The sequence below is a fragment of the Raoultella sp. genome, assembly GCF_039594335.1.
Classification (GTDB): Bacteria; Pseudomonadota; Gammaproteobacteria; order Enterobacterales; family Enterobacteriaceae; genus Klebsiella.
On record NZ_JBCNNS010000007.1, the window covers coordinates 42,256 to 68,964 of the forward strand.

Annotated in this window: 26 protein-coding genes and 1 pseudogene; 14 read left to right on the top strand and 13 right to left on the bottom strand. The window is 57.8% G+C overall.

Annotated features, from left to right (window positions below; translation table 11 throughout):
• Positions 1-5: 5 nt before the first annotated feature.
• On the bottom strand, positions 6-533 hold the full coding sequence (gene hydN / locus ACZAHD_RS02225; RefSeq protein ID WP_462455331.1) for an electron transport protein HydN: 528 nt from the start codon (positions 531-533) through the stop codon (positions 6-8).
• A 147-nt stretch (positions 534-680) separates the two neighbouring features.
• On the bottom strand, positions 681-1,694 hold the full coding sequence (locus ACZAHD_RS02230; protein WP_462455332.1) for a LacI family DNA-binding transcriptional regulator: 1,014 nt from the start codon (positions 1,692-1,694) through the stop codon (positions 681-683).
• A 266-nt stretch (positions 1,695-1,960) separates the two neighbouring features.
• Between ACZAHD_RS02230 and ascF the strand changes: the two genes are divergently transcribed.
• Complete coding sequence (gene ascF, locus ACZAHD_RS02235) at positions 1,961-3,403, top strand: PTS cellobiose/arbutin/salicin transporter subunit IIBC (protein ID WP_462455333.1); 1,443 nt, start codon at positions 1,961-1,963, stop codon at positions 3,401-3,403.
• Positions 3,404-3,431: 28 nt separating this feature from the next.
• Positions 3,432-4,856, top strand: coding sequence for a 6-phospho-beta-glucosidase (locus ACZAHD_RS02240; RefSeq protein WP_462455334.1), 1,425 nt, complete (start codon positions 3,432-3,434; stop codon positions 4,854-4,856).
• A 210-nt stretch (positions 4,857-5,066) separates the two neighbouring features.
• On the opposite strand, the gene hycI is transcribed toward ACZAHD_RS02240, so the two are convergent.
• From hycI to hycA, 9 genes are all read right to left on the bottom strand, one after another.
• Entirely contained in the window at positions 5,067-5,558 is a 492-nt protein-coding gene (hycI, locus tag ACZAHD_RS02245; RefSeq protein WP_462455335.1) for a hydrogenase maturation peptidase HycI, read from the bottom strand.
• Complete coding sequence (locus ACZAHD_RS02250) at positions 5,551-5,961, bottom strand: formate hydrogenlyase maturation HycH family protein (RefSeq protein WP_462455336.1); 411 nt, start codon at positions 5,959-5,961, stop codon at positions 5,551-5,553. The genes hycI and ACZAHD_RS02250 overlap by 8 nt, the downstream gene beginning before the upstream one ends.
• Positions 5,958-6,725 carry an NADH-quinone oxidoreductase subunit B family protein gene (locus ACZAHD_RS02255; protein WP_462455337.1) on the bottom strand — a complete coding sequence of 256 codons (768 nt, stop codon included), beginning with the start codon at positions 6,723-6,725 and terminating at the stop codon, positions 5,958-5,960. Before ACZAHD_RS02255 ends, ACZAHD_RS02250 begins: the two co-directional genes overlap by 4 nt.
• Complete coding sequence (locus ACZAHD_RS02260; protein ID WP_462455338.1) at positions 6,725-7,267, bottom strand: formate hydrogenlyase complex iron-sulfur subunit; 543 nt, start codon at positions 7,265-7,267, stop codon at positions 6,725-6,727. Before ACZAHD_RS02260 ends, ACZAHD_RS02255 begins: the two co-directional genes overlap by 1 nt.
• Before the next feature lie 9 nt (positions 7,268-7,276).
• Complete coding sequence (gene hycE, locus ACZAHD_RS02265) at positions 7,277-8,986, bottom strand: formate hydrogenlyase subunit HycE (protein WP_462455339.1); 1,710 nt, start codon at positions 8,984-8,986, stop codon at positions 7,277-7,279.
• 16 nt (positions 8,987-9,002) lie between these two features.
• Positions 9,003-9,926: a respiratory chain complex I subunit 1 family protein gene (locus tag ACZAHD_RS02270; protein WP_462455340.1), complete on the bottom strand. Its 924-nt coding sequence runs from the start codon at positions 9,924-9,926 to the stop codon at positions 9,003-9,005.
• 2 nt (positions 9,927-9,928) lie between these two features.
• Positions 9,929-11,755: a formate hydrogenlyase subunit 3 gene (hycC, locus tag ACZAHD_RS02275; RefSeq protein ID WP_462455341.1), complete on the bottom strand. Its 1,827-nt coding sequence runs from the start codon at positions 11,753-11,755 to the stop codon at positions 9,929-9,931.
• Positions 11,752-12,360, bottom strand: coding sequence for a 4Fe-4S dicluster domain-containing protein (locus tag ACZAHD_RS02280; protein ID WP_462455342.1), 609 nt, complete (start codon positions 12,358-12,360; stop codon positions 11,752-11,754). The genes hycC and ACZAHD_RS02280 overlap by 4 nt, the downstream gene beginning before the upstream one ends.
• Before the next feature lie 82 nt (positions 12,361-12,442).
• Positions 12,443-12,892 carry a formate hydrogenlyase regulator HycA gene (hycA, locus tag ACZAHD_RS02285; protein WP_462455343.1) on the bottom strand — a complete coding sequence of 150 codons (450 nt, stop codon included), beginning with the start codon at positions 12,890-12,892 and terminating at the stop codon, positions 12,443-12,445.
• Between the two features lie 211 nt (positions 12,893-13,103).
• On the opposite strand from hycA, the gene hypA reads away from it, so the two are divergent.
• The 11 genes and pseudogenes from hypA (at position 13,104) to ACZAHD_RS02340 (ending at position 23,207) form a co-directional block, all read left to right on the top strand.
• Positions 13,104-13,454 carry a hydrogenase maturation nickel metallochaperone HypA gene (hypA, locus tag ACZAHD_RS02290; protein ID WP_462455344.1) on the top strand — a complete coding sequence of 117 codons (351 nt, stop codon included), beginning with the start codon at positions 13,104-13,106 and terminating at the stop codon, positions 13,452-13,454.
• Between the two features lie 72 nt (positions 13,455-13,526).
• Positions 13,527-14,399 (top strand): hydrogenase nickel incorporation protein HypB, encoded by an 873-nt coding sequence (gene hypB, locus ACZAHD_RS02295; protein WP_462455345.1) that lies wholly within the window; start codon positions 13,527-13,529, stop codon positions 14,397-14,399.
• Positions 14,390-14,662: a HypC/HybG/HupF family hydrogenase formation chaperone gene (locus ACZAHD_RS02300; protein ID WP_462455346.1), complete on the top strand. Its 273-nt coding sequence runs from the start codon at positions 14,390-14,392 to the stop codon at positions 14,660-14,662. Before hypB ends, ACZAHD_RS02300 begins: the two co-directional genes overlap by 10 nt.
• Positions 14,662-15,783, top strand: a complete 1,122-nt coding sequence (hypD, locus tag ACZAHD_RS02305) for a hydrogenase formation protein HypD (protein WP_462455347.1) — start codon at positions 14,662-14,664, stop codon at positions 15,781-15,783. The genes ACZAHD_RS02300 and hypD overlap by 1 nt, the downstream gene beginning before the upstream one ends.
• A complete protein-coding gene (gene hypE / locus ACZAHD_RS02310) occupies positions 15,780-16,790 on the top strand; it encodes a hydrogenase expression/formation protein HypE (RefSeq protein ID WP_462455348.1) in 1,011 nt (336 codons plus the stop codon). Before hypD ends, hypE begins: the two co-directional genes overlap by 4 nt.
• Positions 16,791-17,080: 290 nt before the next feature.
• The gene (flhA, locus tag ACZAHD_RS02315; RefSeq protein ID WP_462455349.1) at positions 17,081-19,153 is read left to right on the top strand and encodes a formate hydrogenlyase transcriptional activator FlhA; all 2,073 of its coding nucleotides are present in this window, start codon (positions 17,081-17,083) and stop codon (positions 19,151-19,153) included.
• Positions 19,154-19,191: 38 nt separating this feature from the next.
• Positions 19,192-19,602 (top strand): annotated as a pseudogene (locus ACZAHD_RS02320) (TOBE domain-containing protein).
• 173 nt (positions 19,603-19,775) lie between these two features.
• Positions 19,776-20,693: a metal ABC transporter substrate-binding protein gene (locus tag ACZAHD_RS02325; protein WP_462455350.1), complete on the top strand. Its 918-nt coding sequence runs from the start codon at positions 19,776-19,778 to the stop codon at positions 20,691-20,693.
• Positions 20,690-21,511 (top strand): manganese/iron ABC transporter ATP-binding protein, encoded by an 822-nt coding sequence (locus tag ACZAHD_RS02330; protein WP_462455351.1) that lies wholly within the window; start codon positions 20,690-20,692, stop codon positions 21,509-21,511. Before ACZAHD_RS02325 ends, ACZAHD_RS02330 begins: the two co-directional genes overlap by 4 nt.
• Positions 21,508-22,359, top strand: a complete 852-nt coding sequence (sitC, locus tag ACZAHD_RS02335; protein WP_462455352.1) for an iron/manganese ABC transporter permease subunit SitC — start codon at positions 21,508-21,510, stop codon at positions 22,357-22,359. Before ACZAHD_RS02330 ends, sitC begins: the two co-directional genes overlap by 4 nt.
• On the top strand, positions 22,350-23,207 hold the full coding sequence (locus tag ACZAHD_RS02340) for a metal ABC transporter permease (protein WP_462455353.1): 858 nt from the start codon (positions 22,350-22,352) through the stop codon (positions 23,205-23,207). Before sitC ends, ACZAHD_RS02340 begins: the two co-directional genes overlap by 10 nt.
• A gap of 68 nt (positions 23,208-23,275) precedes the next feature.
• Here ACZAHD_RS02340 and ACZAHD_RS02345 read toward each other — a convergent pair whose 3' ends face one another.
• Both ACZAHD_RS02345 and ACZAHD_RS02350 read right to left on the bottom strand, forming a co-directional pair.
• The gene (locus ACZAHD_RS02345) at positions 23,276-23,626 is read right to left on the bottom strand and encodes a nitrous oxide-stimulated promoter family protein (RefSeq protein ID WP_462455354.1); all 351 of its coding nucleotides are present in this window, start codon (positions 23,624-23,626) and stop codon (positions 23,276-23,278) included.
• A 75-nt stretch (positions 23,627-23,701) separates the two neighbouring features.
• Entirely contained in the window at positions 23,702-23,995 is a 294-nt protein-coding gene (locus ACZAHD_RS02350) for an Rdx family protein (RefSeq protein ID WP_462455355.1), read from the bottom strand.
• Positions 23,996-24,211: 216 nt separating this feature from the next.
• On the opposite strand from ACZAHD_RS02350, the gene ACZAHD_RS02355 reads away from it, so the two are divergent.
• On the top strand, positions 24,212-26,581 hold the full coding sequence (locus tag ACZAHD_RS02355) for a TonB-dependent receptor domain-containing protein (RefSeq protein ID WP_462455356.1): 2,370 nt from the start codon (positions 24,212-24,214) through the stop codon (positions 26,579-26,581).
• Positions 26,582-26,709: the final 128 nt, after the last annotated feature.

Consider the following 26,709-nt stretch of genomic DNA (forward strand, 5'->3'; position numbering starts at 1 on the left):
TCGCCTTACCAGGCCAGCGCCGTACGACGACGTTTTTCGATATTCATCTGCTCAAGCTTATTGCGATCCACGCAAATCAGCGCATGCGTCGGGCAGGCCCCTATACAGGCGGGGCCCTCTTCACGGTGATGGCAAAGATCGCATTTATTGGCTTCCGCTTTTTCCGCCATCACGTTCAGCCCGGCGCCGCTATGACGAATCACCGGACGCACGACCACCTCCATGGCGCCGTACGGACAGGCCACCACACAGGTTTTGCAGCCGATGCAGCGCTCCTGCATCACGTGAATAAAGCCTTTATCCCGGGCGATCGCGCCGTTCGGACAGACGTTAGCGCACGGCGCGTCTTCACACTGACGACAGGCGGTCGCCGTCGAGACATTAACGCCTTTGATCACATGAATACGCGGTAAGAAGGATTTTGGCGTCAGCGCGGCGCAGTCCTGATTTTCCTGATGAGAGACCACGCAGGCCACTTCACAGGTGCGGCAGCCGATGCATTTGCTCGCGTCGGCAATAATGAAACGGTTCATCCATTTCTCCAGCAGTAAGAAGGTTACGCGGCGGAGAATGCATAATACGTTCCAAATTTTATGACACTGATAATAAAGGAAATGAATGGTATAAAGGTGGGAAGCAGGTTCTGTCATCGTCATATCTGACGATGACAGATGACGACGTCAGGCAAACGGTCCCTGGGCAATCGAGTCACGTTCAAGCAGCTCGCCGGGGAAGGTTTGCTGATATTTTAAATCGCCGCCGTCGAGCATAAAGATCAGTCGGTTAATACTCTCCTTGATCATCTCCGTCACCGGTATTTTAACGCTGGAGAGCGCCGGAACCATATACGGCGCCAGCACGATATCATCGAACCCGATGACCGAGACCTGTTGCGGAATCCGCACCCCCTGCTGATGTAGCTGCTTCATCGCGCCAATCGCCATGTCGTCATTGCTTGCCACCAGCGCACTGTAACGGGCATCGCGCTGACGCAGCGTCTCTACGCCAGCCGCCCCGCTTTCCGGCGTCCACTTGCCCTCAACAATCAGGTCATTCTTCAGCGAAATCCCGTGTTTTGTCAGCGCATCTTTATAGCCGGAAAGACGTTCAATCCCGGTCGGCGAATCCAGCGAACCGGTGATAAACGCAATATCGCGATGGCCGCGGGTAATCAGTTTTTCGACCGCCGTAAACGCCGAGGCTTTTTGATCGGACCAGACACAGTGGCTGGCGTTGCGCCGCAGACGGCGGTTGAGCACCATAATTGGCTGCGGCTGGTTTTCCACGATCTCGTCCATTTCATCAACGCTGAGAAAACGTGGATAGATGATGATGGCATCGCAGCGCAGATCGAGCAGGTACTGGATCGCCTCGCGCTCTTCTTCCGCGCTGTGCTTGCCGTCGGCCAGAATCAGCTGTCGTCCCTTATCTTCTGTCATCCGCGCAACGTGAAACAGCAACTCGCTAAAATAGACCCCGTGATAAAGGGTGTTGGTGACCACCAGCCCCAGCGTCTGGCTCTTTTTGGTGGCCAGGTTACGTGCCAACAGATTGGGCCGGTAACCGCTTTCCGCCACGGCCTGGAATACGCGATCTTTCGTTTCCTGGCTAACGTAGCCGTTGCCCGACAGTACCCGGGAAACGGTCGCCTTCGATACCCCCGCGCGTTTCGCCACCTCCAGCATCGTTGCCATGTTGTTCTTCCTGTTGCAAAAGATGCCCGCAGTGTACTGCACACCTCGTCGTTTTACAGCTTTGACGCACGCGCGGCGCAGATTCTTTTTCGCCTCACATGGCGATCAAAATCACAAAACGGAAAAATGATTTTTTTATCTCTTGTGAGATCAAATGAAACTCATCATGATTTTGTGGAACCGGTTTCCTATATATCCCTGATAGCGCACGATCCTCAGGTGCGATAACTAGCCAGTACCCTATTGATTAAACAGGATAAAATCCGATGTCTAAAAATTACGCAGCCCTGGCGAAGCAAATTGTGACGGCAACAGGCGGGGCGGATAACATCACAGCAGTCACCCATTGTATGACCCGTCTGCGTTTTGTGGTCAAAGATGACGCACGGGTGGACAGTACCGCGCTGAAAAGCCTGAAGGGTGTACTTGGTGTGGTGCGTAGCGGCAACCAGTGCCAGGTCATCATCGGCAATACGGTATCGCAGGCGTTTCGCGAAGTGGTCAACCTGCTGCCGGACGATATGCGCCCCGCGGAACCTCAGGGTAAACCGCCGCTGACGTTAAAACGTATCGGCGCCGGGATCCTCGATGCGCTGATCGGCACCATGTCGCCGTTGATCCCTGCCATCATCGGCGGATCGATGGTCAAACTGCTGGCGATGATCCTCGAGATGAGCGGCGTCTTGCCTAAAGGTTCGCCCACGCTGACCATTTTGACCGTTATCGGCGACGGCGCCTTTTTCTTCCTGCCTCTGATGGTCGCCGCCTCTGCGGCGGTAAAATTCAAAACCAATATGTCGCTGGCGATTGCCATTGCCGGGGTACTGGTCCATCCGAGCTTTATTGAGCTAATGGCGAAAGCGGCACAGGGTGAACACGTCGAATTCGCCTTTATTCCGGTGATGGCGGTGAAATACACCTATACCGTTATTCCGGCGCTGGTGATGACCTGGTGCCTGTCATATATCGAGCGCTGGGTCGATCGCATTACTCCGGCGGTGACGAAAAACTTCCTCAAGCCGATGCTGATCGTGCTGATTGCCGCTCCGCTGGCGATTCTGTTGATAGGCCCGCTCGGGATCTGGATCGGCAGCGCCATCTCCGCGTTGGTGTACACCATTCATAGCTATCTGGGCTGGCTGTCAGTGGCCATTATGGGCGCCCTGTGGCCGCTGCTGGTGATGACCGGGATGCACCGCGTTTTCACCCCGACCATTATTCAGACCATTGCGGAAACCGGTAAAGAAGGGATGGTAATGCCGTCAGAAATCGGCGCCAACCTGTCGCTGGGCGGCTCATCACTGGCGGTAGCCTGGAAAACCAAAAATCCGGAACTGCGCCAGACCGCGCTGGCAGCCGCGGCCTCCGCCATTCTGGCCGGTATCTCCGAACCCGCGCTCTATGGCGTCGCGGTGCGCCTCAAACGTCCGCTGATCGCCAGCCTGATCAGCGGTTTTATCTGCGGCGCGGTGGCCGGTATCGCCGGGCTTGCCAGCCACTCGATGGCGGCGCCGGGCCTGTTCACCAGCGTCCAGTTTTTCGACCCGGCGAATCCGATGACCATCGTCTGGGTCTTCGGCGTGATGGCGCTGGCAGTTGTGCTCTCCTTCGTGTTGACGCTGCTGCTCGGCTTTGAAGATATCCCGGTGGAAGAGGCCGCTGCCGATGCCAGAGCGCGCCAGACCACGACCCGACCATCACACGTCTGAATACGATTTTTTGAAAACGAGGTAACGCATGTCGACTTTTCCACACGGCTTTTTATGGGGCGGCGCGCTGGCCGCAAACCAGTCTGAAGGGGGGTATCTCGAGGGCGGCAAAGGGCTGACCACCGTGGATACACTTCCCCACGGCGCGAACCGCATGCCGGTAAAGCTCGGGCTGGAAAAGCGTTTTCAGCTGCGTGATGATGAATTTTACCCGAGCCACGAGGCCATCGATTTTTATCATCGCTATAAAGAAGATATCGCCCTGATGGCGGAGATGGGCTTTAGCGTCTTCCGCACTTCAATTGCCTGGAGTCGCCTGTATCCCAACGGCGATGAACTCGAGCCAAATCAAGAAGGGATCGCCTTTTATCGCTCGCTGTTCGAGGAGTGCAAAAAATACGGGATTGAGCCGCTGGTGACCCTCTGCCACTTCGATGTGCCGATGCACCTGGTGATGGAATACGGTTCATGGCGCAATCGTAAAATGGTGGAGTTCTTTACCCGCTACGCCCGTACCTGCTTTGAAGCCTTCGACGGACTGGTGAAGTACTGGCTGACCTTCAACGAAATCAACATCATGCTCCATAGCCCCTACTCCGGCGCCGGGTTGGTGTTTGAAGAGGGAGAGAACCAGGAGCAGGTGAAATACCAGGCGGCTCACCACGAGCTGGTGGCCAGCGCGCTGGCGACTCAAATCGCCCACGAAGTCAACCCGCACAATCAGGTTGGCTGTATGCTGGCGGGCGGTAATTTTTATCCATACTCCTGTAAGCCGGAAGATGTGTGGATGGCGCTGGAAAAAGACCGGGAGAACCTGTTCTTTATTGATGTTCAGGCGCGCGGCGCCTACCCGGTATGGGCTGCGCGGGTATTCCGTGAAAAAGGGGTGGTGATTGCCAGGGAGCCGGGCGATGACGAGATTCTCAAGCATACCGTTGATTTTGTCTCTTTCAGCTATTACGCCTCGCGCTGCGCGTCAGCGGAGATGAATGCGCATAACACCAACGCCGCCAATATCGTAAAATCACTGAAGAACCCGCATATTCAGGTCAGTGAATGGGGCTGGGGGATTGACCCGCTCGGTCTGCGCATCACCATGAATATGATGTATGACCGCTATCAGAAGCCGCTGTTCCTGGTGGAAAACGGCCTCGGCGCCCGGGATGAGATCGACCCCAATGGCGAGATTCATGATGACTACCGCATCAGTTATTTGCGCGAGCATATCAAAGCGATGCGCGATGCGATTGAGGACGGGATCCCGGTGATGGGCTACACCAGCTGGGGGTGTATCGATCTGGTTTCTGCCTCAACCGGCGAGATGAGCAAACGCTATGGCTTTGTGTACGTTGATCGCGACGATGCCGGCAACGGCACGCTGGCGCGCAAACGTAAAAAGTCCTTCTGGTGGTACAAGAAGGTAATTGCCAGCAACGGCGAAGACCTCGAGTAGAGTGTGTATTGCCGGGCGGCGCGATGCTTAGCAGGGCTACGAATCGCGCGGCTTGTAGTCTTGTCGCCCGGCTAAGCGTCAGCAACCGTAGGCCCGGGTAGCTTGTAGCCCGGTACGGCGCAAGCCACAGCCCGGCGGTTTTCCCTGCTGGTGCGATGCTTAGCAGGGCTACGAGTCGTGCAGCTTGTAGTCTTGTCGCCCGGCTAAGCGTCAGCGCAAGCCGGGGAATGCGGACTCTTCGGCCGCCTCCAGCGGCGCAAATCCGCCCGTCCCCTGCCAGCCGTTAAGCTTGTTATACACCGCTTCGACCGCATCCTTAATCTGCTGGGTCATCGGGTAATAAAAGCCGACGATATCCGGCTGAATCCCGAGAAAAATCACTTCACCAACATCCTCTTGCAACTGATCGATCAGATAATTGAGCGGCATATTGTGGGTGGTCATCATCGACATTTCGGCGATATCATCCGGGTCGACCATACGAATTTCGCCGGGGTTGAGCCCCATATCGGTGGCATCAACGATCAGCAGGCGCTCAGGACGCAGTTCGCGAATGGCGACGATGTCATTTTCCGGGGCGCTGCCGCCGTCAATAACAACCCATTCGCCGACCGGTTTGGCGGCGCACATCTCAGCCAGCAGCGGGCCTGCACCGTCGTCACCCATCAGGCTATTGCCGACACAGAGTAAAACGTCAGTCACGGAGTCTCCTCACCATCAGGTAGATGGCGCTTTCCTGGTGAATATCATGCAGCATGTTAAGCATGGTTTTGCTCCACACCTGCTGTTCGGGGGTCTGCCGGGCCTGCGCTTTATCGAAGGCGTTGGCAAGCATCGCGACATGATTGCTGTCGATCACTATCTCGCCGTACTTCGGCACACCTTCCATTTTACGCCGCGCGATACTGCCCTCTTCGAGAGTGGCAATCCACGCCAGATAATTTTCCCACGGGCAGCTCAGCGCCGCCTCCAGGCAGTCGATGACCCCGAGGTGGTGGCCAATCGCCAGGCTGTAATAGACCACCTGCTGCGCCGGGGCCGGTGTGGCGTCATTCTCATCAATAAATTTACGGCTCAGTTGACTGAACACCACCATCTCACTCATCGGATACGCGCCCCTTCGACCACCTGGTTCAGGTGGGTGACGATCTCGGTCAGACGCGGATCTTTTTCCGCCTCCAGCCAGCGCACCACCTGGCTATCCCCCTGCGCCAGCAGGCGCATATAGTCATCGGCAATCTGACGCCCATAGCGGTAACCCGCCAGGCGACGCGCTTCGCGGTCGATCCGCACACGCAGCGGCTGCACCATGCCGGGGTGGAGAATTTCCGCCGCTTTATCATCCTGCTCGCTCGGTAGACGGGCGTGAATCTTCTGTTCCAGCAGACCCAGCGCCATCGCAAAGCCGTATAGCGTGGCGGCAGGAGTCGGCGGGCAGCCCGGAATATAGACGTCCACCGGGACAATTTTGTCGGTTCCGCCCCACACGCAGTAAAGGTCGTGGAAAATACCGCCGCTGTTGCCGCAGGCGCCGTAGGAGATGCAGATTTTCGGATCCGGCGCCGACTGCCAGGCACGCAGCGCTGGCGAACGCATGGCACGCGTCACCGCCCCGGTAAACAGCAGAATATCGGCATGGCGCGGCGAAGGAACCACTTTGATCCCAAAGCGCTCGGCATCAAACAGCGGCGACAGGGTGGCGAAAATCTCAATTTCGCAGCCGTTGCAACCGCCGCAGTCCACGCGATAAACATAGGCGGAACGCTTAATTTTCTTCAGCAGCGATGCCTTCATGCTGGCGATGGATTCCTCCACCGTCATCGGCACCGGGATGCCGTTTTCATCGCGCGGGCCCAGTAAATTGCTCATCAGCTGGCCTCTCTCATATGGCGAGTCAGTTCAATACGGTCGGACGGCACCAGGCACTTCTGGCGTTTACACTCCGGGCAGGTCTCAAAGCTTTCACGATGCAGCTCGGCGCGAGTATCGCCGTTGTGCCCGAGCAGCGCGATAGCGTAGTCGATCTCTTTTTGTACGGCGAACGGGCGTTCGCACACCCGGCAGTGGCAGATGGCAAAACGCGACTGCTGGAGGAAATCCTCTTTCTTCCACACCGCCAGCTCATACGCCTGCGATAGCTTGATGGCCGCTGTCGGGCACACCTCTTCGCAGCGACCGCAGAAGATGCAGCGCCCGAGGTCGAACTGCCAGGCAAGCTCGCGTGTCACCAGGTCCGTCTCCACCGTCAGCGCGTTCGACGGGCAGGCGTTCACACAGGCCGCGCAGCCGATACACTGCTGCGGCGTATGTTCCGGTTTGCCGCGAAAGTTTTTATCTACCGGCATCGGCTCCAGCGGGTAGGCGTGCGTCGCGGTGCCGGTTTTGATCACTTTTTTGATAAAGGTAAACATAGCGATTCCTTATTTCAGCGGCGAGTTTTTACGCTCGATGCTGTAGCGCTCCAGCTCTTTGTACGGCACCACTTTGCTTTTTTTCTTCCGTACATCGACCACGGTCATGCGGTCCGTACAGGAGTAACAAGGATCGAGGCTGCCGATAATCAGCGGCGCGTCGGACACGGTGTTGCCGCGCAGCATATAGCGCAGAGTCGGCCAGTTGGCGTAGGTGGCCGCACGGCAGCGCCAGCGGTACAGTTTCTGGTTGTCACCGGTCATGCTCCAGTGGATATCATCCCCGCGCGGCGCCTCCGAGAAGCCCAGCGCAAAGCGGTGCGGAATATAGGCGAAACCTTCCACCGCCAGCGGGCCGCCCGGCAGGTTATCGAGGCCAAAGTCAATCATATTCAGCGCGGTATACACCTCGTTGATACGCACCTTCAGGCGCGAAATAACGTCGCAGCCCTGTTCGCTGTGAACCGTCATCGGCAGCAGACCGTAACCGACAAACGGGTGGTCGGCACGGGTGTCGCGAGCGTGGCCGCTGGCGCGGACCATCGGACCGACGTTGCTGAAGTCGCGGGCGATTTGCGGGTCAAGACGACCGATACCAACGGTACGCTGTTCCATATTCGGCGTGCTGAGCAGCATATCCACCAGCTCCTGCACATCGCGGCGCATCTGCTGCGCCAGCGTTCTGGTCTGGATCATGTCCTCTTTCAACAGATCGCGACGGATGCCGCCAATCAGATTCATACCGTAGGTTTTACGCGCCCCGGTGAGAATCTCCGCCATCTTCATTGACGTCTCACGCACGCGGAAGAACTGCATAAACCCGGAGTCAAAACCGGTGAAATGGCAGGCAAGGCCGAGGTTCAGCAAATGCGAGTGCAGGCGTTCCACCTCCAGCAGAATGGCGCGGATCATCTGCGCGCGTTCCGGTACCACGATGCCCATCGCATTCTCAACGGAGGTGGTATAGGCCGTACTGTGGGCGAAGCCGCAGATACCGCACACCCTGTCCGACAGGAAGGTCACTTCGTTATAACCCATGCGGGTTTCCGCCAGCTTTTCCATACCACGGTGGACATAGAACAGTCGGTAATCGGCGTCGATAATATTCTCGCCGTCAACGAACAGGCGGAAATGGCCGGGTTCATCGGAAGTGACATGCAGCGGGCCAATCGGCACCACGTTGTTTTTCTTACTGCCCAGCTCGTTGATAAACTCGTAGGTCTCCGCATCGGTGGTCGGCGCCGGGCGCTGACGATAATCCATGCTGTCTTTACGCAGCGGATAGAGTTCATCCGGCCAGTCGTCCGGCAGCACCAGGCGGCGCTCATCCGGTAGCCCCACCGGGATCAGACCGTACATATCACGCACTTCACGCTCGCCCCAGACGGCGGCAGGCACGCGCGGCGTCACCGACGGATATTCCGGTTTGTCGGCATCCACTTCGACGCGCACGGTTACCCAGCACCGGGTCCCCTGCTCCATCGACAGCACGTAATACACGGCATAGTGGCCATTCAGCTTACGTTCGTCGTTGCCGAACAGCACCGACAGCCAGCCTCCCTGCTGGTAGTACAGGAACTCGACCACTTCCGACAGATAGTTAACCTTCACCGTGACCGTCAACTGGTCTTTGGTCTGCCAGGCCTCGTCCAGCACCACGCCCGGGAAGGCCTGATGTAGCGCAGCAAGATAGTGTTGACCGATTTTTTCTTCAGACATGTTCAAACTCTCTTAATCACGCCGCCAGCAAGGAGACGAAAGCTAAAAACGCAAAGCCAAAACCGGCCCAGGTCACGCGGGAAGTGGCACAAAAACGCAGACGCGCCATGCTGTTTTCAAACAGCGCGATAATCAGCACGCCGACCACCAGTTTGACAATGGCGGCAACCAGCGCCAGCAGCAGGCCACCGAGGCTAAAACGGGTCATCTCTCCCCACGGAATAAAGACGCCGACGAACATCTGCAGCACCACCAGTTGCTTAAGGCTGATGCCCCATTTCAGTACCGCAAATCCGCTGCCGCTGTATTCGGTCAGCGGCCCTTCTTGCAGTTCCTGCTCCGCTTCCGCCAGGTCGAACGGCAGCTTGCCCATTTCGATAAAGGTGGCAAACGCACAGGCGCACAGTGCCAGGACCAGCGGTAGCGAGTGGGCTGCGGGCCAGTGATAAATGGTATCGGTGATGCTGCTGATATGGGTGGAACCGGCGACCTGCGCCGTCACCCACAGGCCAAGCAGCAAAATCGGCTCCACCAGCACGCCAAGCATCGCTTCGCGGCTGCTGCCCAGTGCGGTAAAGGGACTGCCGGTGTCCAGACCGGCGATAGCAAAGAAGAAGCGGGCGATAGCAAAGAGATAAATCAGCGTGATCAGGTCGCCCAGCCCTGCCATCGGCGAATCGACGGTGACTACCGGCAGCGCGCTGGCAATGGTCAGCATGACACCCACCATCACATACGGCGTCAGGCGGAATACCCAGCCGGAGGCGTCCGGGCCGACGCTCTGGCGACCCAGCAGTTTCAGAATATCCCGGTACTCCTGCAGCACTCCCGGTCCGCGACGGTTGTGCAGGCGCGCGCGAGCCACGCGGGTGATCCCGGACAACAGCGGCGCGGCGGCAAACAGTACCAGCGCCTGCAATAGTGCAATTAAAACGCTCATTATCAGGCTCCTCGCGAAATGACAATAACCACCAACGCCGCCAGCTCTACCAGGGCCACACCGCGGAACAGCGCTGGCGCCGAGGCGCACTGCCAGCCGGGAATCAGACGCACCGGATTCAACCAGTGACGCAATTTCAGCAGCGGCGCAAAGGCCTCTTTAACCGGCATGGCAAAACCGTGAGCGGTGATAACCATCGATTTTTCATGATCATAGCCGCAAACCCATGCTGCACCGCGGGAGCGGGCCGGTAGCCGATCGCCTTTAAAGAAGAGCATCAGCAGGAACGGCAGCAGCGGACAGGCCAGCAGCAGAATGGCGATCAGCGGCTGCGACACCACGCTTGAGATCTGCACCTGAACCGGTAAAACCCCGATGACCAGGGTCAACAACCATGGCGCGGCGACCCCGCCCGCCACGCAGCAGAGCGCGGCGAGTACCACGCTGACCGTCATCAGTCCCGGGGCGCGGGTGGCGTTCTCCGCTTCTGGCGTCCGCGGGGCGCCGAGGAAGGTCACACCGTAGACTTTCGCCATACACATCACCGCCAGCGCGCCGGTCATCGCCAGGCCAACGGCCAGCAGCGGCCCAAGCAGACGGCCGATAAAGGCGTCGCTGGTGCTCAGTTTGAAGAAGGACTGGTAGATAACCCACTCGCCAGCAAAACCGTTAAGCGGCGGCAGCGCAGCCATCGCCATCAGGCCGACCAGCATAGCCAGTGAAATCAGCGGCATTCTTTTCCCTATCCCGCCCAGTTTTTCGATATCACGGTGGCCGGTACGGAACCACACGGCACCGGCGCCAAGGAACAGCGTCGTTTTGAATAAACTGTGATTGATCAGGTGGTACATTCCACCGATGAAGCCCAGCGCCATCAGGCTATTGCTGTTGAGCGCCAGGCCGGTGACGAAGGTGCCAAGCCCCAACAGAATAATGCCGATATTTTCCAGGGTGTGATAAGCCAGCAGGCGCTGAATATTGTGTTCCATCAGGGCATACAGTCCGCCGATAAATGCGGTAATCATCCCCACGACCAGCAGCAAGATGCCCCACCACAGCGGCGGCGCGTTACCGGCAAGCGAGACCGTCAGCATGCCAAACAGCCCCACTTTCATCACCACCGTTGAGAACAGCGCGGCGGCCGGCGCGCTGGCACCGGCGTGCGCCTGCGGCGCCCAGCCGTGCAGCGGGATAACGCCCGCCAGCAGCGCGAAACCGACCAACGCCGGTAGCCACAGCAGCATATTTTGCGGACCGGGGGCAGCGAGCAAGCCAATCTGCGCCAGGTCGAGGGTGCCGTAGAACGACCATACCAGCCAGCAGCTCCACGCCATCAGCAGCGTTCCCAGACGTCCCAACGCAAACCACAGTTTTGCCGATTGCGCACAGCCGGTCAGAAATGCCCCGCACAGGGCCATCATCTCCGCCATGACCACCAACGTACCGAGGTTGGTCACTACCACGGCACAGGTTGCCGAAGCCAGCAGCAGGTTCACCAGCAGACCGTTGGCTTTCACCTGCGGATGGCGGTGCCAGGCAATATTGAACAGGGCGATGGGCAGTGCGCTGAGGCCGATAGCGAGCAGCCATAGTGCATTGATGCCGTTGACCCTAACCGGTAAAGAGAGCGTGTGCAACATTCCGCCGCTTATCTGTCCCGGGGTTATCAGCGTCGCGATAGCAGCGACGATCAGCATTGCGCTGGCCAGTGCGCCGCCGATCCCGGCAATCGCCCCGCTTAACGGTTTTCTCGGGCTAAAGATAAATGCCAGCACGCCGCTGGCGGCATACCACAGCACCGCCTGGTTCACTAAAGAAATCACGCTCATTTCACGCCCTCCTGTTGCGACTGAAACAGCGACATATCGCCAAGGTCGGTATTAAAGGTCAGCTCACGCTTGCGCTTGCTGGCCTGGGCGATATCGCGGATATCCACCAGCAACAGTGCTTTCGTCGGACAGGTGCGCACGCAGGCGGGTCCCTGCTCATCGAAATGGCACAGATCACATTTCACGGCGATAGCGCGCACGCCGGGCACCCAGTCGAGCAACGAACTGACGCGAGCTGGCGCCGGTGGCGCAGCGGGCGCCATAGGGGTATTGGCGTTGGCCGGAATATCGAGCGGACGGCTGCCGGAAAATTCAATCGCCCCGAACGGGCAGGCAATACCGCACAGCTTGCAGCTTACGCACAGGCTTTCATTCAGTTGCACCGCGCCATCGACGCGATTGATCGCATTAACCGGACACACGGCGGCGCAGGGGGCATCTTCGCAGTGGTGGCACATTTGCGGCGCCGATTCTTTTTCATTACGCATGACCTGCAGTCGCGGCATGGCCTGCAGGCCGTACTGCCGATGCGTCTCTGAGCAGGCGGCTTCGCAGGTGCGGCAGCCGATACAGACAGTGGAGTCAGCAATTACAAAACGGTTCACCGGGCAATCCTCGGGTGAAAGTCATTTTTGACGAAATCAGGGAGTTCAGATGTCATTTTCGACACCTGTCGACACCTTACGATTAATGGGCCAGCGCCAGATGGCTTAAATCCACCGGCTGGTCATGTTCCATGGCGTCATACAGACGGTCATAGACGCTGGCAATAATGGCCAGGTAATGTTCCAGCACCTGTTCGCGCGAACGGTTGCTGAACCGGTCGTCAACAGTGCCATCGGATGCCAGCGTTGCTTTAGCAATCAATCGTTTATCATCACCATTTCGTGTTTCGACGTAGTACTCGATGGTGTGGTTGTTGAACCCTTCCGCCAGCGCGACATACACCTGAAAATGTTCAAACAGGACGAAGCACAGCTCTTTATCCGGCGCACAGCTCATCGCATGATGCAAACGCGCTTTTGACAGGGTGATGCCCTGAACCAGCGAATTGCAGTACTGACGCCACTGATCCTGATAGCGACGGTGACGGTCGGCGATGTAGTCCGCCTTTTCACTTATTTCCCAAATAGTCATCTCGGTGTCCTCGGTTGCATGAGATGCACCGTAACTAGCACTTTTTATGCCAAATTTTAATTAGTTGATATTTAATGATTTTAATAAAAATTCGCGCCGTACTGACATGTCGATGACATCCGTCAGCTGTCGTCATCGACAGTTCATCCGACAGCAGCTATGACCTGGCCTCGTTATTGCATACATGGCCCATCGCGATACGGAGGCGACCATGCACGAAATCACTCTTAGCCAGCGGGCGCTGGAAATTATTGAACAGCAGGCGCAGCAGGCCGGCGCACATCGGGTTACCGGCGTGTGGCTGAAAGTCGGCGCATTTTCCTGCGTGGAAGCCAGCGCATTGACCTTCTGTTTTGAACTGGTGTGCCGCGGCACGCTGGCGGAAGGCTGTGAACTGCATATTGCCGAGCAACAGGCCGAATGCTGGTGTGAATCCTGCCAGCAGTACGTGCATCTCATCTCGCAGCATGTGCGGCGCTGCCCGCAGTGCCAGAGCGACACGCTGCAGATTGTGGCGGACGACGGCTTACAGATTCAGCGAATAGAAGTGATCCACGCTTAATTTGAGTGTCTGATGGCAGCCAGCCAGTAAAGAGACACGCGAAGAATGACGGGATAGATCAGGAGTAAAACTATGTGTACCACTTGCGGCTGTGGGGAAGGCAACCTTTATATCGAAGGTGATGAGCATAACCCCCACTCGGCGTTTCGCAGCGCCCCCTTCGCGCCAGCCCCGCGCCAGACCATGACAATTACCGGCGTCAAAACCGATAGCTTCTCCCCCACCCGCTCAGAGAGCGGCGACCTGCACTACGGCCACGGCGAAGCGGGCACCCATGCGCCGGGTCAAAGCCAGCGCAGGATGCTGGCAGTCGAAGTCGACGTGCTGGATAAGAACAATCGTCTGGCGGCCCGCAACCGTGCGCGCTTTGCCGCGCGCGGCCAGTTGGTGCTGAACCTGGTCTCCAGCCCGGGATCCGGCAAAACCACGCTGCTGAGTGAAACCTTGCTGCGTCTGAAAGGAAAAACCGCCTGCGCGGTCATTGAAGGCGACCAACAGACGGTCAATGATGCGGCACGCATTCGCGCCACCGGCACGCCAGCCATTCAGGTCAACACCGGGAAGGGCTGCCACCTTGATGCGCAGATGATTGCCGATGCCGCCCCGCGTCTGCCGCTGGCGGATAATGGCATTCTGTTTATTGAAAACGTCGGTAACCTGGTGTGTCCGGCGAGTTTCGACCTCGGCGAACGTCACAAGGTGGCGGTGCTGTCGGTCACAGAAGGCGAAGATAAACCGCTGAAGTATCCGCATATGTTCGCCGCCGCCAGCCTGATGCTGTTGAATAAAATCGACCTGTTGCCGTACCTCAACTTTGATGTGGCGAAGTGCCTTGCCTACGCGCGGGAGGTCAATCCGCATATTGAGATCATTATGCTGTCTGCCACCAACGGCGAAGGCATGGATAAGTGGCTCAGTTGGCTGGAGGCGCAGACATGTGCATAGGCATTCCGGGGCAGATCTGCGCCATCGACGGCAACCTGGCGAAGGTCGAAGTGTGCGGCATCCAGCGCGAAGTCGATCTGACGCTGGTAGGAAGCGTTGACGGGCAGGGGCAACCGCGACTCGGCCAGTGGGTACTGGTCCACGTGGGCTTCGCCATGAGCATCATTAATGAAGCGGAAGCCCGCGATACCCTTGAAGCGCTGCAAAACATGTTTGAAGTCGAGCCGGACGTGGGCGCGCTGCTGTACGGCGAGGAGCGATAATGCGTTTTGTTGATGAATATCGCGCGCCGGAGCAGGTGATGCAGCTGGTTGAGCATCTTCGGGCGCGTGCGCATCTGCTGCCTCATACCGCCGGGCATCCGCTGCGCATTATGGAAGTGTGCGGCGGCCATACGCACGCCATCTTTAAATTCGGTCTCGATCAGTTGCTGCCGGAGAATATTGAATTTATTCATGGCCCCGGCTGCCCGGTCTGCGTCCTGCCAATGGGGCGTATCGACACCTGTATCGATATCGCCAGCCGCCCGGGGGTGATTTTCTGCACCTTCGGCGACGCCATGCGCGTGCCCGGCCAAAACGGCTCTCTGCTACTGGCGAAATCCCGCGGCGCCGATGTGCGTATCGTCTATTCACCGATGGATGCGCTGAAGCTGGCGCAGCAGAACCCGCAACGGGAGGTAGCCTTCTTCGGCCTCGGTTTTGAAACCACCATGCCCGCTACCGCGCTGACGCTGCGTCAGGCCCGCGAGCGCGACGTGGATAACTTTTTCTTTTTTTGTCAGCACATCACCCTGCTCCCGACCCTGCGCAGCCTGCTCGACCAGCCTGATAACAGTATCGATGCCTTTCTTGCCCCGGGCCATGTCAGTATGGTTATCGGCACCGAGGCCTACGGATTTATCGCCAGCGACTACCGGCGTCCTTTAGTGGTCGCTGGTTTCGAACCTCTTGATCTACTGCAAGGCGCGGTGATGCTGGTTGAGCAGACAATAGCGCAACGCAGTCAGGTCGAAAATCAGTACCGCCGCGTGGTACCTGATGAAGGCAACCCGCTGGCACAAGCGGCGATTGCTGACGTTTTCTGCCTGTCCGGCGATAGCGAATGGCGCGGGCTGGGGGTCATTAACAACTCCGGCGTGCGCCTGACGCCCGCCTATCAGCGCTTTGACGCTGAAGCCCATTTTCAGCCGGCGCCGCAGCGCGTCTGCGACGATCCGCGGGCCCGCTGTGGCGATGTGCTGACCGGCCGCTGTAAGCCGCATCAGTGCCCGCTGTTCGGGCAAGTCTGTAACCCGCAAAGCGCGTTTGGCGCGCTGATGGTCTCATCAGAAGGCGCTTGCGCCGCCTGGTATCAATATCGTAGTCAGGAAAATGAAGTATGAAAAGCGTCCAGTTAGCTCACGGTAGCGGAGGTCAGGCGATGCAACAGCTGATCGCCTCCCTGTTTATGCAGGCTTTCGCCAACCCGTGGCTGGCAGAGCAGGAAGATCAGGCGCGTCTCGATCTGGCACAGCTTACCGCTCAGGGCGATCGTCTCGCCTTCTCCACCGACAGCTACGTTATCGATCCGCTGTTTTTCCCCGGTGGCGACATCGGCAAGCTGGCAGTATGTGGCACCGCCAACGACGTGGCAGTCAGCGGCGCCCTGCCGCGCTATCTTTCCTGCGGGTTTATCCTCGAAGAGGGGCTGGAGATGGCCACGCTGGAACGCGTGGTCAACAGCATGGCCCGTACCGCGCAGGCCGCTGAGATCGCCATCGTCACCGGCGATACCAAAGTCGTCCCACGTGGTGCAGCGGATAAGCTGTTTATCAATACCGCCGGGATCGGCGCCATTCCGACGGATATTCGCTGGGGCGCGCAGCAGATCGCTCCCGGCGACGTGCTACTGGCCAGTGGTACGCTGGGCGACCACGGCGCCACCATTCTCAACCTCCGCGAACAGCTGGGGCTGGACGGCGCGCTGTCCAGCGATTGCGCGGTGCTGACGCCTTTAATTCAGACGCTGCGCGCCATTCCCGGCATTAAAGCGCTGCGCGATGCAACCCGCGGCGGAGTGAACGCCGTGGCCCATGAATTTGCCGCCGCCAGCGGCTGCGGCATTGAACTGCATGAACAGAAGCTGCCGGTGAACGAGACCGTGCGCGGGGTGTGCGAGCTGTTAGGCCTGGACGCGCTTAACTTCGCCAATGAAGGCAAACTGGTGATTGCCGTCGCCCGGGAAGCGGCTGAGGCCGCGCTGGCGCAGCTTCAAAGCCATCCGTTTGGCCGCCACGCCGCGATTATCGGCGACGTAGTCGAGCGTAGCGGGGTGCGCACGATTGGCCTGTACGGCGTGAAGCGTACGCTGGACCTTCCCCACGCCGAGCCGCTGCCGCGAATTTGTTAACGGGGGTAGGATCCCCGGATTGCGGCTAACGCCTTATCCGGGCTACCGGCTACGCACGGAGCTGTAGTCCGGCTAAGCGCAGAACCTGCAGAACCTGTAGCCCGGATAAGCGCAGCGCGAGCCGGGAAAAGAACCAGAAAAGAATCAGACTTTCAGCATCATTATCCGACCCAAATCCGCGGGCAACCACGGATGGGCGAACGGCGGCGGCAACCGCTTCATTAACATACTATTATTTGTGTCACCACTTTCTTACGCGCCGCTTTGCGGGTGCGTTTTGGACTTAAGCAATGTCGTATACACCATTGGGCGATTTCGGGCAGCAAGGGCTGTTCGATATCACCCGTATTTTATTACAGCAGCCTGACCTGGCGGCGCTGAGTGAAACACTGACCCGTCTGGTTCAGCAATCTGCGCTGGCGGATCGTGCGGCGATTATTCTGTGGAACGCCGGAAACCATCGCGCGGCAAGGTACGCCTGCGACGAAGCGGGCCTGCCGGTCAGCTATGAAGATGAGACCGTACTGGCGCATGGGCCAGTACGTCGCCTGCTGTCGCGTCCCGATGCGCTGCACTGTGACAATGCGACCTTTGTCGAGGCCTGGCCACAGTTGGCCAGTAGCGGACTCTATCCACCGTTTGGCTATTACGGCCTGCTGCCGCTGGCGGCGGAAGGTCGCATCTTTGGCGGATGCGAGTTTATCCGCCACGACGCCCGCGCGTGGACCGAGAAAGAGTTCCATCGGCTGCATACGTTTACTCAGTTGGTTGCCGTGGTGACCGAGCAGATCCAGAGCCGGGTCAGCAACAACGTCGATTATGATCTGTTGTGCCACGAGCGCGACAACTTTCGCATTTTGGTTGCTATCACTAACGCCGTGCTCTCCCGTCTGGATATCGATGAGCTGGTCAGCGAAGTGGCCAAAGAGATTCACCACTATTTCCGCATTGACGCGATCAGCGTGGTGCTGCGCAGCAACCGCAAGGGCAAACTGAATATCTACTCGACCCATTATCTCGACGCCAGCCATCCGGTGCACGATCAGAGCGAGGTGAATGAAGCCGGTACGCTGACCGAACGGGTGTTCAAAAGCAAAGAGATGCTACTGCTCAATTTACATGAGCACGACTCGCTGGCGCCGTACGAAAAAATGCTTTTTGAGATGTGGGGCAACCAGATTCAAACGCTGTGCCTGCTGCCGCTGATGTCCGGCAATACACTGCTGGGCGTGCTGAAGCTGGCGCAGTGCGATGAAAAGGTATTCACCACCACCAACCTCAAGCTGCTGCGGCAAATTGCCGAGCGCGTGTCGATCGCCATCGATAATGCCCTCGCTTACCGCGAAATTCAGCGATTGAAAGAACGGCTGGTGGATGAAAATCTGGCGCTCACCGAACAGCTGAATAATGTCGAGAGCGAGTTTGGCGAAATTATTGGCCGCAGCGAAGCCATGCACAACGTACTCAAACAGGTCGAGATGGTCGCCCAAAGCGACAGTACCGTTCTGATCCTCGGCGAAACCGGCACCGGCAAAGAGCTGATTGCCCGTGCTATTCATAATCTCAGCGGCCGTAACGCACGGCGAATGGTGAAGATGAACTGCGCCGCGATGCCCGCCGGGCTGCTGGAAAGCGATCTCTTCGGCCATGAGCGCGGCGCGTTTACCGGAGCCAGCGCCCAGCGTATCGGCCGTTTCGAACTGGCGGATAAAAGCTCATTATTTCTCGATGAAGTGGGCGACATGCCGCTGGAACTTCAGCCGAAGCTACTGCGGGTTCTGCAGGAACAGGAGTTTGAACGCCTCGGCAGTAACAAGCTGATCCGCACTGATGTCCGGCTGATCGCCGCCACTAACCGCGATCTCAGGCAGATGGTCGCCGATCGCGAATTCCGCAGCGATCTCTACTATCGTCTGAATGTCTTTCCGATCCACCTGCCGCCGCTGCGTGAGCGTCCGGACGATATCCCGCTGTTGGTCAAAGCGTTCACCTTTAAAATTGCCCGCCGCCTCGGGCGTAACATCGACAGCATTCCGGCAGAAACCCTGCGGACACTGAGCCACATGGAGTGGCCGGGCAACGTTCGTGAGCTGGAAAACGTGATTGAACGCGCGGTGCTGTTAACGCGCGGTAGCGTGCTGCAACTGTCGCTGCCAGAGATGAATATTGAAGAGGAGACGATGGCGGCGGAGGTGCTTGCGCAAGAGGGCGAGGATGAATATCAGCTGATCGTCCGGGTGCTGAAAGAGAGCAACGGCGTGGTTGCCGGGCCGAAAGGGGCGGCGCAGCGGCTGGGGTTAAAACGTACAACGCTGCTTTCGCGCATGAAACGCCTGGGCATTAATAAGGATGAGCTGGTATAAGTCCGCTAGTCACTTAATCAGCTGCACAAGGCGATTTTATGGCGGTATCAGCAGGTAACCCATTGACCGGCACGGTCAACGATCCAGTGGATTGCCCCTCGCTGGCGGCGCAAAACGGGTGGCGATCGTTACTCGCAGTAGCAAGGAGGCGCGGGGTCTGGTCGCCGGTAAAGAAGCCATCGCGCAGATTCGTAGATTAAAGCATCGTGGGTCGTGTTGGCCAACGAGGATGGCGGCCTGAAATGCTCCGCGCGCAACCCGTTTGCCGGTAGCGTCACCCACTTCACTGTTGGGGCGGTTAACGCGACGGCGCACATCAAAACCGACGCGGGCTTCGATATCGTCGCCCTGTCACCAATGAAAGTCCGGAAGAGATGAAACTGGTCGACGGCAGCCGGGTGATTGCACTGAGCACAGCCTCTGCCATTCTCATCGCTATTCGCGCGTAATCCGTAATCAAACGCCATCTCATACCAAACGGCGTTCTTTGTAGCTCCTTGCCATTTTCTGCTTACCCCAACATACAAATAATAATCATTTTCATTTGTAAATAGCCTGTGCTATATAACATAGCAATGGCTATAACAGATGATTAATTAACCACATCAATGAGAGGGATCCTATGCTGCACCTGCCGCCTCTGAAGCACCTGATCTTTACCGCTATGCTCGGCCTGCTGGCGCTCGCCCCGGCTCAGGCCCGTGAAAAATTCAAAGTGATTACCACGTTTACCGTGATTGCCGATATGGCGCAAAACGTCGCCGGAGAGGCGGCCCAGGTCAGCTCGATTACCAAACCCGGCGCCGAGATCCACGAATATCAACCGACGCCCGGTGATATTAAACGCGCCCAGGGGGCACAGCTGATCCTCAGCAACGGCCTGAACCTCGAACTGTGGTTCGCCCGCTTTTATCAGCATCTTAACGGGGTCCCGGAAGTGGTCGTCAGCGAGGGCATTCAGCCAATGGGGATCAGCGAAGGCCCCTATAACGGCAAGCCCAACCCCCACGCGTGGATGTCGGCGGATAACGCACTGATCTACGTCGATAATATCCGCAATGCGCTGATCAAATACGATCCTGATAATGCGGAGACCTATCGTCAGAATGCCGCCGTGTATAAAGAGAAAATCCGCCAGACCATGGCGCCGTTGCAAGCGGAGCTGGCGAAACTGCCGCAAGAAAAACGTTGGCTGGTCACCAGTGAAGGCGCGTTTTCCTACCTGGCCCGCGATAATGGGCTGAAGGAGCGCTATCTGTGGCCAATCAATGCCGACCAGCAGGGCACGCCGCAGCAGGTGCGTAAAACCATCGATATCATGAAAAAAGAGCATATCCCGACTCTCTTTAGCGAAAGCACCATTTCAGATAAACCGGCGCGCCAGGTGGCGCGGGAAGCCGGCGCCCACTATGGCGGCGTGCTTTATGTTGACTCCCTGAGCGCCGCCGATGGCCCGGTTCCGACCTATCTGGATCTGCTGCGCGTCACAACGCAAACCATCGTTCAAGGCATCAATGACGGGATGAGGAAACAGCCATGAGCGCCGATATGTCAGGCCTCTCGGTCAACCAGGTCAGCGTGACCTATCGCAACGGCCACACCGCGCTGCGCGCGGCCACCTTCAGCGTGCCGCGCGGCTCAATTGCCGCGCTGGTGGGTATCAACGGTTCAGGAAAATCGACGCTGTTTAAAGCGCTGATGGGCTTTGTTGGTCTGGCCCATGGCGAAATTGCCATACTCGGCCAGCCGGTTCATCGCGCGCTGCGCCAGAACCTGGTGGCCTATGTCCCGCAATCAGAGGACGTTGACTGGACCTTTCCGGTATTGGTGGAGGATGTCGTCATGATGGGCCGCTACGGGCATATGGGCTGGCTGCGGCGGGCGACAGTCCATGACCGGGAAGTTGTTGATGCGGCGCTGGCCCGCGTCGGGATGAGCGACTATCGCCATCGGCAAATCGGCGAGCTGTCCGGCGGGCAGAAAAAACGGGTGTTTCTTGCCCGCGCCATCGCTCAGCAGGGCAAGGTCATTCTGCTGGATGAGCCGTTTACCGGCGTTGACGTCCAGACCGAAACCCAAATCATCGCCCTGCTGCGCGAGTTGCGCGATGACGGCTGCACTCTACTGGTCTCGACCCACAATCTCGGTTCGGTCAGCGAGTTTTGCGATTACACGGTGATGGTCAAAGGTACCGTACTGGCCAGCGGTCCGACGACAACGACCTTTACCGCTGCCAATCTCGAACTCGCCTTCAGCGGCGTGCTGCGCCACGTGGTGCTCAGCGGCGGAGAAGAGCAGATTATCACCGACGATGAACGGCCGTTTATCAGCCGTCGAGCGACAGGGGGTGAAGGATGAGCTGGCTGACAGAGCCGTTCGGCTATCAGTATATGCTGAATGCGATGTGGGTCTCGGCGCTGGTGGGCGGCGTGTGCGCCTTTCTCTCCTGCTACCTGATGCTGAAAGGCTGGTCGCTGATCGGCGATGCCCTCTCCCACTCCATCGTACCCGGCGTGGCGGGAGCTTATATGCTCGGCCTGCCCTTCGCCGTCGGCGCCTTTCTCTCCGGAGGGCTGGCGGCGGGTAGCATGCTGTTTCTCAATCAGCGTTCGAAGCTCAAAGAGGATGCCATTATCGGTCTGATTTTTTCGTCGTTTTTCGGCATCGGGTTGTTTATGGTGTCGCTCAACCCCACCTCGGTGAATATCCAGACCATTATTCTCGGCAATATCCTGGCGATCGCCCCGGAAGATATTATTCAACTGGCGGCCATCGGCTCAATTTCAATGGCGCTTCTGCTGCTGAAATGGAAAGACCTGATGGTGACCTTTTTCGATGAGAACCACGCCCGTTCCATTGGTCTGAACACCCTCGGACTGAAGCTGCTGTTCTTCACGCTGCTGGCCGCCTGTACCGTGGCGGCATTGCAAACAGTGGGCGCCTTTCTGGTGATTTGTCTGGTGGTCACACCAGGAGCGACCGCCTGGCTGCTGACTGACCGCTTCCCACGCCTGCTGGCGATTGCCGTCGCGATTGGCAGCCTGACCAGTTTTTTCGGCGCCTGGCTGAGCTACTATCTGGATGGTGCAACCGGCGGCATTATCGTCGTGGCGCAAACCTTGCTTTTTCTGATGACCTTTGTCTTTGCGCCAAAACACGGCCTGCTGGCCAACCGCCGCCGCGCCAGGGAGGACTCATGCTGCTGACCACGCTTCTCGAACCGTTGCAGTTTTCGTTTATGGTCAACGCCATGCTGGTGGCAACGATCGTCGCCATTCCCTGCGCGCTGCTGTCGGTTTTTCTGGTGCTGAAAGGCTGGGCGTTGATGGGCGATGCCATGAGCCATGCGGTCTTTCCCGGCGTGGTGGCGGCCTATATTATCGGCATTCCGTTCGCCGTTGGCGCCTTTGTTGCCGGACTCTTCTGCGCCATCGCGACCGGCTATCTCGACGATAACAGCCGCATCAAACGCGATACCATTATGGGTATTATCTTTTCCGGAATGTTTGGCGCCGGGCTGGTGCTGTATGTCGCCATTCAGTCCGAAGTCCATCTCGACCATATTCTGTTTGGCGACATGCTGGGGATTTCCGCCAACGATATTGGGCAAACGTCGGCGATTGCGCTAGTGATTGCACTGATTATCGGACTAAAGTGGCGCGATTTTCTACTTCATGCCTTCGATCCGCACCAGGCGAAGGCCAGCGGATTACGCTGTGGCCTGCTGCACTACGGACTGCTGTGCATGATTGCTCTGACCATCGTGGCAACGCTCAAAGCGGTGGGAATTATTCTGTCAATTTCGCTGTTGATTGCCCCCGGCGCCATTGCTCTGCTGCTGACCCGGCGTTTTATCCACGCGCTGCTGCTGGCTGTGGGGATTGCCGTAAGCTGTTCGCTGGGCGGCGTATGGTTATCGTTTTACCTTGATAGCGCCCCGGCGCCGACCATCGTCGTGTTGTTTACCGCGCTGTTTATTATCACATTTGTCTGGACGTCGGTTCGCGACAATCAAACTCAGGCGATGTCCGCAGAGGCTCCGGAGCGCCGCTGACGCCTTACCCGGGCGACGACAGACCGCACGCGTTGAAGCCCGCCTGAGCGCAGCGCTAGCCGGGGAAATCACCGCGACTTTTTGGGTCGGTATTTTTCCGGAAGTTCTGGCACGGGTCGCCGGTCATCAATCAGGTGGCGAATCGTCAGAATCGGGTGACGCCAGAGCATTCGCGGCCCCGCCCAACGCATGATCTGCTTCATTTCTTCGCGTTTTGCCGGCTGGTAGCAGTGGACCGGGCACTGCTTACAGGCCGGCTTCTCTTCACCAAACACGCACGTATCCAGCCGCTTATCGGCATAGGCATTCAGCGCCTGATAATGTTCCACATCGGCCTGCGCGTCCGGACAGCGGCGCTGATAGAGCAAAATCATGCTGCGGATAGTCTTTTTTTCCCGCTCGATGCGTTGACCCGCCATTGCGCTTCTCCCTCAATAAAGAGGCAAAAATAATACACCTTTATGGCATCTGACGCAGCCGTTTTCCCCTGCCTCTTATACCGGATCAGCAGGCTTATCAACATGGCCCAGCGACTTCTCCGGGAAGCAGACATCACGTACCCGGCGCTTGAGTTCCGCCGCGTCCGGGAACCCCTCATCCTGCTTGCGGTCCCAGATTTGTACGTCGTCGACGGTAATGGTGAAGATGCCGCCGGTGCCCGGAACCAGCGTGACCGAGCCGATATCGGTACTGAACGTATGCAGCAGCTCCTGAGCCATCCAACTGGCGCGCAGCATCCAGTTACATTGGGAGCAGTAGTTGATCGTAATCGCGGCTTTGTGACTCATGATGTTCTCGCGGTATGTAAAGGGCCGATTGTAAACAAATTGCAGATTAAATGAGGAATAAATGATTATTTTGTTGCAAACGATAATACCTATCATTACCATTCGCAATAAATAATCATGGAGAAACAGAGTCCGCTAACGGAAGCAACGGGACTCGCCTGCAAATCTGGAAGTAACACGTGAGCCGATACTAATAATTATCAAGGCGTGGCTACTATGTATAAATCGACTCAATCACCGGCCTGGTTTAAGACAAGCCTGCTGGTGACTTCGTTGCTTACAGCAATCTATCAGACGACCGCCGGGGCAGCTGATACCACCGCACACACCACCACCAGCGATACATCATTGGATACCTCCGAACAGATGACCGTCACGGCGCCCGCCCCCGTGCTCAAAGCCGGCAGCGAACATTCAGTCAGCGCGCAGGAGCTGCAGGACAAAGGGGCCAAAGATTTTGGTTCCGTCATGCGTTACGAACCACTTATCAGCGCGACCGGCGCCAGCGGCGGCTCGGGTAACGGCAAAAGCGGCTTCGACCGCGGCGGCTATACCGGTTATAACATTCGCGGGCTGGAAAGCAACCGCGTCGGGATTGATGTTGACGGCATCGCGCAACCGGATGCGACCGGACGCGGCTACGTCGGCCGTGCCGGTCTGAATACCTTTGGTATCGGTCGCGATTACATCGACCCGTATATGTACGGCAGCGTCGATATTCAGTCCGGGGCCACCCCGACTGAAACCGCCAACACCTCTATCGGCGGCCGCGTCTCCTTCCAGCCGAAATCCGCCGATGACTATCTGCATCCGGGAAAAACCAGCGCCTTCGGCTACCGCAGTGGCTACGACTCTGCCGACCGCAGCTGGCATAACGGCGTGACGGTGGCTGGCGGAGATGAAACCCTGCGCGGCATTTTCGTCTACAGCCGCCGTGATGGTCAGGAAACCGCAAATAACAGCGATAAAACTGACGCCTATCCGGCCAACTGGCACTCCGATGCCTTTATAGCCTCCGGCATCTGGCAGCCGAATGATGACCACAAACTCACCAGCACACTCGACTACTACCATAAGACCAACCATACCCATTTTGACAGCTGGGATAGCAGAGGTAACAGCATCGTTGGCGATGCCAATCAGACCAGTCAGACTCGCCGTTGGGGCATCAGTCTGAAAGACGACTGGACGCCAATGAATGACTATCTCGACAGCGTGTCGACCAAAGTCTACTACCAGCACACCGAGGCCCATGACTGGACCTGGATGCCGGACAGCACCGCCAGGTCAATGGAAACAGTCAACTCCAACTACGATACCGACACCTGGGGCATGCAAACTGCGCTGGCGAAATCCATTGGCCGCCACGACCTGAGTGCCGGCCTCAACGCCAGCACCACCAAAACCCAGCGCCCGTTCAGCCAGTCACCGCTCCCAAGTGTCGACAGCGAAATCATGCAACCGGAAGCCGACAGCCGGGGCTACACCCTGGGCGGCTTCGTTCAGGATAAGATCAACTTCGATCTCGACAGCCACAACGTTGCCGTGATCCCGGGTGTGCGCGTGGTGCATCAATCCACCAAACCGCAGAATCTCAGCGATCTGACCACCACCAGTCGCGTGTTGACAGAGTCCTCCGTCGCCAGTCTGTATGGCAAAAACGCCGATACTCAGGTGCTGCCATCCTTGACGTTCCAGTACGATATCACGCCGCGTACCATGACCTACCTGCAGTATAAACGCGGTGCCGAGTTCCCGAACGCCAGCCAGTTGTACGGCTCCTGGAACCTCGGATCCAACTACGCCGGACGAGCGCAGTATGCGCTGATTGGTAACACCGATCTGAACACGGAAACCAGCGACAACTTCGAATGGGGTTTAAAAGGCGAAGTGGTCGAAGGGATCACGATGCGCACTGCGCTGTTCTACAACAACTACAAGAACTTCATCGCCTATAGCCGCTACACCCGTTCCGGCAATCCGGACCATTTCACCAACGTCCCGTCGAATATCTATACAATTTATCAGGCGGAAAACCGCGATAAAGCCTATATCTACGGCGGCGAAATCAGCGCCAAATTCAACTTCGGCAGCTGGTTTGACGACGTTAACGGCCTGAGCGCGACGCTGGCCTATGGCTATAGTGAAGGGAAATCGAAATCCAGCTATCTCGGTGACAAGTATATCGACCTCGACAGCGTTGCACCGATGAAGGCTATCGTGGGCGTGGCCTGGGACGATCCGGCGAAACGCTACGGAACTGCGCTGACCGCCACCTTCGTGAAAGGTAAGCAGGCCAACACCACCAACCGTGAAAGCTATACCAACACGGGTTCCGCCATTACCGACGCCTCCAGCAAATATATGCGTGTACCTGGCTACGGCATGCTGGATCTGACGGCCTGGTGGCAGGTGGCGAAAAACGTGCGGCTTAATGGCGGCGTTTACAATATTACCGATCGGCAATACTGGGATTATCTGAGCAGCCGCAATATTGAGACGTCGACGAATCAGGATGCCTACGATAAAGCGCTGGCGACGATGCCGGGCCGGACCTGGCAGTTGGGCGTCAACGTCGATTTCTGATGGTCCGTAGAATAATAAATCCCATGGATTTCAACCTGCCAGTGGACGGCAGCGGCAGGAGCCCCGATACGCGGGCTCAACTGAGTTATACGACCGCACGCGCATCATGCTGAAAGAGTGCGGGGATA